The organism is Paraburkholderia metrosideri (genome assembly GCF_904848625.1).
Classification (GTDB): Bacteria; Pseudomonadota; Gammaproteobacteria; order Burkholderiales; family Burkholderiaceae; genus Paraburkholderia; species Paraburkholderia metrosideri.
In genome coordinates, this window is sequence record NZ_CAJHCP010000007.1 from 223,831 (window position 1) to 236,157 (window position 12,327).

General features: G+C 60.8%; 9 protein-coding genes. 7 read left to right on the forward strand and 2 right to left on the reverse strand.

All coding sequences use genetic code 11. The annotated features are described in order from the left end of the window. Positions 1–60: 60 nt before the first annotated feature. Entirely contained in the window at positions 61–1,002 is a 942-nt protein-coding gene (locus LMG28727_RS17070) for an aldo/keto reductase (protein WP_201643489.1), read from the reverse strand. A 302-nt stretch (positions 1,003–1,304) separates the two neighbouring features. Here LMG28727_RS17070 and LMG28727_RS17075 point away from each other — a divergent pair, with 302 nt between their 5' ends. From LMG28727_RS17075 to LMG28727_RS17095, 5 genes are all read left to right on the forward strand, one after another. Further along, complete coding sequence (locus LMG28727_RS17075; protein ID WP_201643490.1) at positions 1,305–2,744, forward strand: flagellin N-terminal helical domain-containing protein; 1,440 nt, start codon at positions 1,305–1,307, stop codon at positions 2,742–2,744. Between the two features lie 160 nt (positions 2,745–2,904). After that, the gene (gene fliD, locus LMG28727_RS17080) at positions 2,905–4,479 is read left to right on the forward strand and encodes a flagellar filament capping protein FliD (RefSeq protein ID WP_201643491.1); all 1,575 of its coding nucleotides are present in this window, start codon (positions 2,905–2,907) and stop codon (positions 4,477–4,479) included. A 21-nt stretch (positions 4,480–4,500) separates the two neighbouring features. Then, a complete protein-coding gene (locus LMG28727_RS17085) occupies positions 4,501–4,824 on the forward strand; it encodes a flagellar protein FliT (protein WP_201643492.1) in 324 nt (107 codons plus the stop codon). A gap of 477 nt (positions 4,825–5,301) precedes the next feature. After that, positions 5,302–8,196, forward strand: a complete 2,895-nt coding sequence (locus LMG28727_RS17090) for an O-linked N-acetylglucosamine transferase family protein (protein ID WP_201643493.1) — start codon at positions 5,302–5,304, stop codon at positions 8,194–8,196. Between the two features lie 50 nt (positions 8,197–8,246). Continuing rightward, positions 8,247–8,933, forward strand: coding sequence for a glycosyltransferase family 2 protein (locus tag LMG28727_RS17095; RefSeq protein ID WP_201643494.1), 687 nt, complete (start codon positions 8,247–8,249; stop codon positions 8,931–8,933). Positions 8,934–9,115: 182 nt separating this feature from the next. Here LMG28727_RS17095 and LMG28727_RS17100 read toward each other — a convergent pair whose 3' ends face one another. Beyond that, positions 9,116–10,066, reverse strand: coding sequence for a glycosyltransferase family 2 protein (locus LMG28727_RS17100; RefSeq protein WP_201643495.1), 951 nt, complete (start codon positions 10,064–10,066; stop codon positions 9,116–9,118). Between the two features lie 310 nt (positions 10,067–10,376). Here LMG28727_RS17100 and LMG28727_RS17105 point away from each other — a divergent pair, with 310 nt between their 5' ends. Together LMG28727_RS17105 and LMG28727_RS17110 are read left to right on the forward strand one after the other, a co-directional pair. Continuing rightward, on the forward strand, positions 10,377–11,549 hold the full coding sequence (locus LMG28727_RS17105; protein ID WP_201643496.1) for a DegT/DnrJ/EryC1/StrS family aminotransferase: 1,173 nt from the start codon (positions 10,377–10,379) through the stop codon (positions 11,547–11,549). After that, a complete protein-coding gene (locus LMG28727_RS17110) occupies positions 11,546–12,319 on the forward strand; it encodes an SDR family NAD(P)-dependent oxidoreductase (RefSeq protein ID WP_236592017.1) in 774 nt (257 codons plus the stop codon). The genes LMG28727_RS17105 and LMG28727_RS17110 overlap by 4 nt, the downstream gene beginning before the upstream one ends. The last annotated feature ends 8 nt before the right edge of the window (positions 12,320–12,327 follow it).

Sequence of the window (12,327 nt, forward strand, 5' to 3'; positions counted from 1 at the left end):
ATATCAGGAAACTCACCATCGTACCAGGGGTTTACGGATTGCGCCAGGCCTCTCGCGAGCTCAAAGGCTGGCCTCGTCAAGCTCGCGGATATCGTCGCCCGTCAGCACAAGATGAACGGCCGCTGCGAGGCTTTTAAGCTGATCAACCGATGTCGCGCTGGCAATCGGCGCCGTCACGCTAGGCCGCGCGATCAGCCACGCCAGTGCAATCGTGGCCGGCGTGCTGCTGTGCCGCTCCGCGACGCTGTCGAGCGCACCGAGAATCCGTAAGCCACGCTCGTTCAGATACTTCTCGACCCGGCTGCCACGCGCCTTATTGGCCAGATCGGCCTGTGAACGGTATTTACCGGACAGGAAACCGCTCGCAAGACTGTAATACACCACCGCGCCGAGTTGGTTGGCGAGCACCACCGGCTCGGTATCGCGCTCATATTCCGCGCGGTCGTACAGGTTGTATTCCGGCTGCACCAGCTGATATTCGGGCAGCCCATGCTTGCGGGCCACTGCCAGCGCCTCTTCGATGCGTGCGCCGCTGTAGTTCGACGCGCCGATCACCCGCACTTTGCCCGCCTCGATCAACTTCTGGTAAGCGCCCAGCGTCTCTTCCAGCGGAGTTGCAGTGTCATCGTCGTGGGAAAAATAGACGTCGATATGGTCGGTTTGCAGGCGCCGCAGCGAGTCCTCCACAGCCGCCTGAATGTTCGCCGCCGACAGACCCTTGCGCTGCGGAAGCTTGGACACTTTGGTTGCGAGCACGATCTTGTCGCGCTTGCCGCTCTGCCGGAACCACTTGCCGATAATGGTCTCCGACTCCCCGCCCTGATTGCCCGGCACCCAGGCCGAATAGACGTCTGCGGTGTCGATGAAATCGAGTCCGGCGTCGACGAACGCATCTAGAATCGAAAACGACGTGGCTTCGTCGGCGGTCCAGCCGAATACATTGCCGCCGAACATCAGCGGCGCGACTTGCAATTCAGAACGTCCAATGCGGCGTTTTTGCATGACTTCTCCGGGGTTCAATTACGAGAAAGACGAGAGCGAATGAGAATACGCCGTCTTTGAATTAGTTGCAGTGCGTCTGGCAATCAATCGTAATCGCAGGCTGCAACCCAGGCTACAAGCGGCTTTCAGCGCCAGGCTCGCCACCCCTTCCGCAAAACAATTGGGTCGCAATTGCATAAAGTCTCTCAAGTTTTTTTTAGGGGAGCCGTCATCCTTCACTGAGGCGGCCAGCAATGAACATGTGCTTCCGCCGATGCCAACACTGGCAGGTTTAGGGCTAATGCCTCTACAGGAGAATTTTCATGCTTAGCATTAACAGTAATATCAGCTCGCTGACCGCTCAGGAAAACCTGAACAGCTCGGGCAGCGCACTCTCGCAAGCAATTACCCGCCTGTCGTCGGGCAAGCGCATCAACAGCGCGGCGGACGACGCAGCAGGCCTGGCCATCTCCACGACTCTGCAAACCGCGATCAACGGCCTGAACCAGGGCGTTTCGAACGCGAACGACGGCACGTCGATGGTGCAGACGGCCAGCACGGGTCTGAGCCAGATCACGTCGAGCCTGCAAACGATCCGTTCGCTGGCCAACCAGGCAGCAGGCGGCTCGCTGTCGGCAAGCAACCAGGCAGCACTGCAACAGGAAGTTGCGCAGCAAGTTGCTGAAGTGAACCGCCTTGCATCGCAAACCACGTACAACGGTGTCAACCTGCTGAACGGTTCGGCAGGCGTGGTCAACGTCCAGGTCGGCGCGAACGTCGGTCAAACCATCAGCCTCGACTTGAGCCAAGGCGTGTCGGCAGCTTCGCTGGGCGCAGGCGTCCCGCAAGCAGGCAACACGCTGGGCACGATCACCGGCCTCGACCTGAACTCGAACGGCACGGCGAACTCGTCGGGCGGCGCGGGCGCGATCACTCAGATCAACGTGCTGTCGAACGGTACGGGCGGCTTCACGTACACCGACCAGAACAACCAGTCTCTGTCGACGACCGCTGTCAACAACCTGTTCTCGACCACGTCGTCGGGCGGTATTCAGAAACTCGCCCTCGGCAGTGGTACTGGCCTCACCATCGGAGGCCAAGTCACTGCTATCGACCAGCAGTTCACGACCGGCGGCGGCTCGGCGGCTGGCGCAGGCACAGTGCTGGGTAAGATCTCGGACCTGAACATCGATCCGACGACTGGCTCGGCAGCTGCTACGGGCACGCCGAATTCGATCACCTCGATCACGGTCGAATCGGACGGCAAGGGCGGCATGACCTATCTCGACCAGAACGGCAATGCACTGTCGAGCGCAGCGCAAACGGCTTTGTTCTCGTTCAGCAGCGCGACGGGCATCAGCGCCGCGGCCGGCGCATCTGCCACGGGCGGTGGCCTGACGTCTACCGTCAGCACGACGTTGACAAGCATCAACACGAACAACGCACCGACCTCGGTCGCCAACGTGAACGTGAGCTCGACCGCAGGCGCGAACCTAGCGATGGAAACCATCGACAACGCGCTGGCAACCATCAGCAACATCCAGGCAACGCTGGGCGCAGCGCAAAACCGTCTGACGGGTATCGCGACGTCGCAGCAAGCTGAGTCGACCGACTTGTCGAGCGCGCAATCGCAGATCACCGACGCTGACTTCGCGCAGGAAACGGCGAATCTGTCGAAGGCTCAAGTGCTGCAACAAGCTGGTATCTCGGTGCTGTCGCAAGCTAACTCGATGCCGCAACAAGTGCTGAAGCTCCTCCAATAAGGTAGTCTTCGCCAGTCGGCGCGGATGACCCGTCACGCTTTATCGACGGTTCATCCGCGTACGCGTTTCACCGGGAGGCTCGGCCTCCCGCCACGCATACGGGCACGACGCGCTTTGAAGCCAGCAGCCGCGCGGCCCAGACTTTGTACGGAGCCATTCCATGTCGACCATTTCGACGTCCGCTAGTAGCAGCACTGCCGCAGCCGCCGCTGCGCAAGCCGCCGCCGCAGCAGCACTGCAGCAGGCAAGCCAGTCCATCATCAGCGGTTCGACGGGCTCGTCTCTGGATGTGTCGTCACTGGTCACGGCTCTGGTCAACTCGAAAATCGCCGGTCAGACAGCCACGCTGACGGCCAAGGCGACCACCGACAACACGCAGCTTTCCGCGATCGGCCAACTATCGGCGTCGCTGTCCGCGCTGCAGGTCGGTCTCGCGCCGCTTTTCAACGGCTCGCTGCAGACCGCGTTCACCGCGACGGCGAGCGGCACCGGCCTTACCGCAACCGCGGCCTCAGGCGCGGTTGCGGGCACCTACTCGGTCAAGACGACGCAGATTGCGCAGGGGCAAAGCATCACCTCGGGCGCGTTCACATCGACGCAAACCGCTGCGATGGGCACGGGCACGCTGAACATCACGGTCGGCAGCAGTTCGATGACCCTCGCGGTCAACTCGACGAATAACACGCTGAGCGGAATTGCCGCAGCGATCAACAACTCCAGTTCCAATCCGGGCGTCGCTGCCACGGTCGTGAACGGCGCGGACGGCGCTCACCTTGTGTTGAGTTCGACGTCGACCGGCTCGGCCAACACGATCAACGTCAATGTGACCGGTGCGTCTACGGGCGCGGCGCTGTCCAGCCTGGCTGTCAAGTCCGTTGCGGGCTCCGACTCGGACACATCCACGTTCGCGACTGTCGCCGACGGGAAGACTACTTCGATCGGCGCATCCTCTCTCGCCACCGGCAGCACGTGGACGCAAAGCTCAGCCGCCCAGGACGCGGTGTTCTCGCTGAACGGCACCATCGCCACCAGTTCGACGAACGCTGTTACGAGCGCGCTGGACGGCGTCACGATGAACTTCGCGTCGGCCTCGGCGGGCACGACTCAAACGCTGACCGTCGCTGCCGATACGGCGACGCAGGTCACCGACATCGAAAATTTCGTCAGCCAATACAACGCGGTGGTGAGCACAATGACCTCGCTGACTTCGTTCGATTCGAGCGCTGCGGCCGGTTCGCAAGGCGGCCCGCTGCTCGGCGACTCGATGCTCGACGCGATCCAGAACGGCCTGGGCAATATCGTCAGTGGCGGTATTAAGGGAGCCGCGGCCGGCACGACGCTCGCCTCGCTCGGCATCACGCTGAATCAGGACGGCACAATGTCGGTCGACACTACCGCGCTGACCGCCGCCGTGCAGTACAACCCGAACCAGGTGGCGGCCGTGTTCAACACGAGCACTGGGATCGCGGCGCAGTTGAACAGCACCATCAGCGCGTACACGACCACGGGCGGCATCATCGATGTACGCACCGACGCAATCACGACCGACCTGGACAGTATCAAGGACCAGTCGAACACGTTGACGGCGTACCAGGCGCAGCTTACCTCGCAGTACAACAACGAATTCACCGCGCTGAACACACTGATGGCAACCACCACCAGCAACTCGAACTATCTGACGCAGTTGTTCGGCGGCACGAACAGCTCGGGTTCGATGTCGGACAACAAGGCTTGATAGAAGCAAGGAATCCGGAAGATGACTGAAGCACGTCCCGAAATTGATCAGAACCGGCTTGTCGAGCAGGTGCTTGCACTGACCGAGGAAATCGACCATGCCGCGCGTATCGCCGACTGGCAACGGGCGGCGCTTCTGTCGGAGCAGCGTTCTCCGTTGCTGATGTCGTTCGCGCCGCAGCAATCACCTGAAGCGCTCGCACTGATCCGCCGGATTCAGGCACTCGACGACGTCACGCTGCGCGGGGCACAAACCGCGCAGTCGGAACTGGTGACCGACTACCGCTCCGCAATGGACCGCACCAACGCCGCGAACCGCTACAACAGCGTCGCGCTGATGCGATAAATGCAGCTACGAGCGAAATAACGCAATTTCGAGCAAACATAAGAAGAACAGGCCGGCCAAGCCGGAGCGGTTGTTCACAAGGCCCGCCATGCGCGGGCTTTTTTTCGTGCGACGGATTCGTGCCGGCCGCTACACCACCGCCCAGCCGCTGAAATACGGGGCAATCCGCCCTCTACTCCGCCAATCGTCCGCCCCGCGCGTCCGTAAACTAATCACAGCGCATTGCGTCTGCGTCGAGCCCGTGTGGACCCGACCATCGTTCAACGGCATTCGCGGGCTGAACGCGGACGCCGTGCAGCCCCTAACCCACTCGATTGACTCGACGCAGTTGCGAATCACAACCGTCGCCGCCCGAGCACACACAGCGGCGCGTCGTTCCGGGCTCGATCGGTGCGAAGCACCCTGTTTTGGCCGATGCGGTCCGAACGATTCCACCGACGCCCCATTACGCTAGAGCTCAAGCATAGAAGGGAATTCATGACTACCGATGCCGATCTGCAACAGGCCCTGACTCACCACCGCGCGAAGCGTCTGCCCCAAGCGGAGCGCCTGTACCGCGACGTCCTGCAGGCTCGCCCGGATCATCCTGTCGCGAATCATAACCTCGGCGTCATGGCCATCCAGACCGGGCAGCCCGGTGCGGGGCTGCCGTTCCTCAAAGCCGCCGTAGAAGCCGCGCCAAAGCGCGCGGAATTCTGGTCGCTTTATCTCGACGCACTGGTCATGACCGGCCGCGACGACGAGGCGCAACAGGTTGCCGAACTGGGACGGCAACGCGGTCTGCCGTTGCACGCCGTACGAATCGAACCCGTCGATGCGCCGGCGACCACGCCCCGCAGCGATGCCGATCTGCTCGCGGACGAATTCATCCTGACGATCGAAACGCTCGACAAGCAGAACATGCACGCCGACGCTGAAACGCTCGCAAGGCAAATGACAGGGCTGTTGCCGACTCATGGCTACGGCTGGAAGGCGCTTGCGTATGCACATCTACGGCGTGGCGACCTGGCCAGCGCGTTGCACCCGCTCGGGCAGGCCGCTGCATGCCTGCCCGCCGACGCCGACCTCGGGTGCCACCTGCATGCGGCAAGGGCGATGCAGGACGCGCTGGCACTTGAGCAGCGCGGCGAGCTTCGCGAGGCAGGCAAGCGCTTCGAGGCCGTGCATGCGATTTATCCCGAGCATCCGCTGGTCAATCACCGGCTCGGCGTGATTTCGATCCGGCTGAACCAGTCATCGGCTGCGGTCGAGTACATGGAGCGGGCTATCGGCGGCGATCCAAACAACTGCCAGTACTGGGCGAACTACATCGACGCGCTGCTTCAGACCGGAGAATTGAAAGCGGCGTGGATGGCGCTGGAAATGGGCCAGCAACGCGGTCTCAAAGGCCCGGAAATCGACAAATTGATCGGGGTGATGACGATGATGTCTACGCCGGCCACCTACACGGTGCAGAGGATGGTCGATAACGACGCCCCGTCCAACGCACGGTTGTCGCCAGCGTTCGAAACCCAACCCGCAGCGGCGAATACGCCCGCCGCGTCCCGGCGCAGCAACGGCAAAAACGAACCTAGCAAGGCCGAGATCGCCGCAATTGCCGAGATGTACAACACCGACCGCACCGAAGAAGCGATTGCGGCGGCCCGCAACCTCGTCGACGTTTATCCGTCGCACGGTTTCGGCTGGAAACTGATGGCGATTTCACTGCACCGTCTTGGTCGCTATGACCAAGCGATGGACTATTGCGCGACCGCCCGTGAACTGTGCCTGAACGATATCGACCTGCTGCAGGTCTCGGCAAGCGTCCTGGAATCGAAGGGGGAACACGACCAAGCGGAAGCGGATTGCCGGAAGATTCTCGAAATCAACCCGAACCACCAGGAAGGTCTGCGAATTCTCGGTATCGTGCTGATCTCGCTGGGCCGGCTCGAAGAAGCCGAACGCGTCTGTCTGAGGGCCGTCGACGTCGACCCGAACGCCCCGCTGCCGTACAGCACGCTCGGCGTGACATATATGAAGCTCGGCAACCTCGACAAGGCCGCCACGCAGTTCCGCCGCGCGATCGAACTCAACCCGAACGGCGACCTCGCGTACGACAATCTCGCGTTCTGCATGACGCACAGCGAAAATACCGATCCCGCCGAACTGTTTGCCACGCACCGCATGTTCGGCGAGCAGTTCGAGACGCTTTTCAAGCCGAACTGGCCGCAGCACAGCAACTCAAAAGATCCGGAGCGCCGGCTGCGTATCGGTTTCACGTCAGGCGACTTCTGCCGCCATGCAGTGGCCAGCTTCTTCGAGCCGATTCTGGATCACCTTGCCCTCAATCCTCGTCTGTCGCTGCATGCGTATTCGAATACCTCGATCAACGATCAGGTGACCGAGCGCATGCGCGGCAAGTTCGAGCGCTGGCATCACGTGTTCGGCATGAAAGACGATGCGGTCGCCAAACTGATCGCAGCCGACGAGATTGACATTCTGATCGATCTGGCCGGCCACACCGCGAACAACTGCCTGCTTTCGCTCGCGCGCAAACCCGCACCGATCCAGGCCTCCTGGATCGGCTATCCGGGCACCACCGGTCTGAGCGCCGTCGATTATTTTCTTGCCGACCGCCACTGGGTGCCGTCAGACCAGTTCCGCGACCAGTTCACCGAAAAGATCGTCTACCTGCCCGCGCTGGCACCGTTCAAGGCCGACTCTTTGAGTCCACCGGTCAATCTGCTGCCCGCTCAACGCAACGGCTATATCACGTTCGGCAGCTTCAACCGGATGGACAAGCTGCGTCGCGAAGTGATCGCGCTGTGGTCGCGCCTGATGCACGCCGTGCCCAACTCTCGCATGCTCATCGGCGCGATGCCGGGTGACGGCAGTCTCGGCGATCTGGTCGAATGGTTCGCGGAAGAAGGCATCGCTCGTGAACGGCTCGACTTCCGCTCGCGAGCAAGTGTGCCGGTCTATCTCCAGCAGCACTATCACGTGGACATCTGCCTCGACACGTTCCCGTTCTCGGGTCTCACCACCGCGCTACATTCTCTATGGATGGGTGTGCCGACGCTTACGCTACCGGGCAAGACGGTGCCGGGACGCAGCGGCCTGACCGCGATGTCGCACGCCGGACTGGATATGTTCATCACAACCGACAAGGACGATTTCGTGCGGCGTGGCGTAGCCCTGACCTCCGATATCCCGGCGCTCGCAGCACTGCGCGCCGGTATGCGCGAGCGCTGCGAACGTTCGCCAATGTTCCGTCCGGCGCAGATCGCCGAGAGTGTGTCCGAAGCACTTCGCGCAATGTGGCGCCGCTGGTGCGTGGGCTTGTCGGCGGAATCGTTCGAGGTGAAGGAAGCGGCCGCGGAAGAGGTTGCGTAAAGCAGGCGCCATGAGCCAGCGCGGCCCACAACAATAATCCATCGATATCAATGAAACCGATCCGACTCGTATGCGGCACGCGCCGCAGCCGTGAGCAGTTCTCCAACGAAACGGCGCTTGGCCGGTCGTTGACGCTCTACAAGCATTTGATCCAACCACAATTGCATCTGTTCGACAACAACTCGCTGGGACTGTCGACGATCTATAACAGCGCAATCCAGTTCGCGCAGCAGCATCCGGCGATTCTTGTGTTCGTTCACGACGACGTCTGGCTAAGCGATCTCTTCTGGACCGAGCGGATCGCGGAGGCCGTCGCAAAGTTCGACGTGGTCGGCATTGCGGGCAACAAGCGGCGCATCGCCCGACAACCCGCGTGGGCATTCGTCACGCCCGACTACAAGTGGGATGAAAGACAGTACCTGAGCGGCACGGTCGGACACGGCAAGGGTTTTCCATGCGAGATCGTGTCGTCGTTCGGCCCGTCGGGCGTCGAAGTGAAGCTGCTGGACGGCGTGCTGCTCGCGGCCGACAGCACGACGCTGGTCAACAGCGGCCTGCGTTTTGACGAGCAGTTTGCGTTTCACTTTTACGATATGGATTTCTGCCGGCAGGCCGAGTTGAAAGGCCTGCGGATGGGCACCTGGCCGCTTAGCGTGGTGCATGAAAGCACCGGAGCGTTCGGCAGTCCGGGATGGCGCGACGGGTATGCGCGGTATCTGCAGAAATATGGCAGTTGAGCTTCAGCGGGCGCTGGCGGAGATCGCTGCGCCAGGCGGCGGTTGCGATCCGGACGATCGCGACGCCGCCTGGCGATCAGAAGCAGGGAAGCGCTCGACACAGCAGGGTTATCGCCGGACCCGCGACGTGCATCACGCTGCACGAGAGCGAGTTCGCGAAAGCGACATGCTAGGGTTCGTCACTATGCGTTTGTGCGAGCCGCTATCATTTTCTGAACGTTCGCTATTCCGTCGAGGAAACGCGGCGAATCAAACAAGCCGCCTGCGGGCGATTCTGTAATCTCGTCAAGGTTGCTGCTCAGGATCTGGAGTTCTCGGATCCCGCGTATCTCGACACCGTGCGTGTAGATCTCCTTCAGACGCTCTTTTGCACGGGCGAAAGCGGCACCAGGAAAGCGGCCGGCCGCAGCCTCGCCACGAATCATGACTTCCCATTCGTAATATCCCGCAGCGATCATCGGACTCGCTCCGCTAGAGTTCTGTGCCTCGTGCTTGCGAAAACAGCTGTGATAGCCGCCGGCCAGAACCAGTGGCGCCCGCTCGGCAAGATTCAGGTACATCGCGACATCGTTGAGGAACTTGACTCCCCATGAGCGGTAACGCATCACGGTCGAGATGTCGACCTTGTCGCGAGCCAGCATCACGTTACTCGGTTCGCCGATAAAGTTGTTCGCATCTACCACCATGTTCTGCACAAGAAAGTCGCGGTCGATGCGAGCGCCCTGGCCAGCCGGAATCAGTGGTGACGGCACGTGGACGACCTTGTCGTTCCCGTCGATAAACACGCGCTCATGAAACGCCATCAGGGCGTCCGGATTGCTAACCAGTGCATCCAGCAGCGTCTGGACCGAACTGGGCATCAGGATATCGTCGTCGTACAACCATTTCACGTACTTACCCGTGCAACGCTCCCACAGCCGCCGGGAGTTTTGCAGGCCATCCTGAAAGCCATGGTGAAAATACCTGATGCGTGAATCATCGAAGCACGCGACAACGTCCCGTAGCCTGCCGTCTGCATTGTCGTCCCCGACAAGTATTTCGATGTCCCTGAAACTCTGTGTTTGCGCACTAATAATTGCCTTCTGCAAATACTCGGGCTTGTAGGCGGGAACGAGAATGCTGACTGTGGTCATTAAAGCGAGTCCTTTTGAAATACGTCAGCATCTCCGTCCCCAGTTGGACTCGGCCAAAGGGCCTGAAACTGGCGTCAGATAGAGCGTACGGGCATGCCGCAGCATATCAGCACACGCCCGCTGGCCGATCTGCAGAACAGCGGGCTGTTTCCCTGCCAATTTGTGTCAGTCGCTTCTGCCTCGCCGCGCTCATCAAAGGAATTAGCCGTCATTGGGGCATTTGATCGATGAATCGAAGTGAAACATCGAGGGTTACGATAGGAACATCGATAGTCCGTCGCATGCCCCTATTCCGTAACCGCCGCCCACCATGGATAAACTGATACCCGTTACGCAGCCGTTCCTGCCGCCGCTGGAGGCGTTCCTGCCGTATCTCGAGCAGATATGGGAAAGCAAGCAGGTTACGAATGGTGGCCCGTTTCATACACAACTCGAAGCGGCACTGTGCGACTACCTAGGCGTTGAGTATCTCTCACTGTTCTCCAACGGAACCCTCGCGCTGATCACCGCATTGCAGGCGATGAAAGTCACCGGCGAAGTGATCACCACGCCATTCAGTTTCGTCGCCACGACCCATGCGCTCCATTGGAACGGCATCCGTCCCGTGTTCGCCGATATCGATCCCGTTAGCTTGAACCTCGATCCGCAGAAGATCGAGGCAGCCATTACTCCGCAGACGACGGCAATCCTGCCGGTGCACGTTTATGGCAATCCATGCGAAGTCGAAGCTATCGAGCGAATCGCCGACATCTACGGCCTGCGGGTACTTTACGACGCAGCGCATGCGTTCGGGGTGCGCAAGAACGGCCAATCGGTGCTGAACTTCGGCGATATGTCGGTACTCAGCTTCCACGGCACAAAAATCTTCAATACCTTCGAAGGCGGCGCCATCATTTGCCGCGATGCGAAGACGAAGCGTCATATCGACCATCTGAAGAACTTCGGTTTTGCCGATGAAGTCACGGTGGTCAGGCCCGGTATCAACGCCAAGATGAACGAAGTACAGTCTGCGTTCGGGATGTTGCAATTGCAGTACGTGGATCAGATTGCACTGGCTCGCGCGCAAATTGCCGACCGTTACCGTTCTGCGTTCCGGGGCGTCGAAGGTCTGCTGATGCATGAGGTTCCCGCGCACAGCACGCGAAATAACTCTTACTTTCCGGTTCGCATCACAGACGACTTTCCTGTCACGCGCGACGAGCTCTATGACCGGTTGCGAACGGCGAGCATTCTCGCGCGTCGTTATTTCTACCCGCTCATCAGCGAATTTCCGAGCTATCGCGGATTGCCGTCTGCCGGTGCGGCGAATTTGCCTATCGCCACCGAGATTTCCCGACAGATTCTTTGTTTGCCGATCTATCCGGCGCTCGATATCCAGTCGCAACAGCGGGTCATCGACGTCGTGCTGGCAGCCTCCGGCGTCGCGCAGGCGTCCGCAGCATTGACGCAGACGGCCGAATTTCCCCCGGTCGAGGCCGTATGACCGGTATGGAGCAGCTCGGCGCCGCCCGGCTACTGCGCGACAAGGTGGCCATCGTGACCGGCTCCAATCGAGGTATCGGTCACGCAGTGATCCGTACGTTCGCAGCACATGGTGCACGGGTGTTTGCCTGTATGCGCGAGATCGGCCCCGAGACGTTGGACCGTTTGCAAGAAATCGAGAACGCGCACGGAGTCAGCGTGCAGGCGTTGAGTCTCGATCTGGCCGACGAGCGGTCCATCAAGAGCGCAATCAAGGAAATCGCCGGCGGGTCCACGCGGATCGACGTGCTGGTGAACAACGCGGGGACCGCGAGCGGGTCGTTGTTCCAGATGACCACGATGGCCGAGATGCGGCGCGTATTCGAGGTCAATTTCTTCGGCCAGATGTTGTTGACTCAAGGGCTTGCGCGCCTGATGGCCCGCAACAAGTCGGGTTCCATTATCAACATCTCGTCTACGGCGGCGCAGATTGCCGATCCAGGCACGTTGACCTACGGTTCGAGCAAGGCCGCCTTTGCACGTGCGACACAAAGCATGGCCACGGAGTTCGGCACGTCGGGGATCCGCGTCAATGCGATCGCGCCGGGGGTGACGCGTACCGACATGTACGACAAGATGGCGCCGGCGGCCCGCGAAAAACTGATCGCCGCTTCCGCGCTAAAGCGGGCTGCGGAGCCGCAAGACATCGCCAACGTCGCGCTGTTTCTCGCGTCAGAGCTATCCGCGTTCGTCACCGGGCAGACGGTGCGCGTAGATGGCGGAATGGTTTAACTAACGAA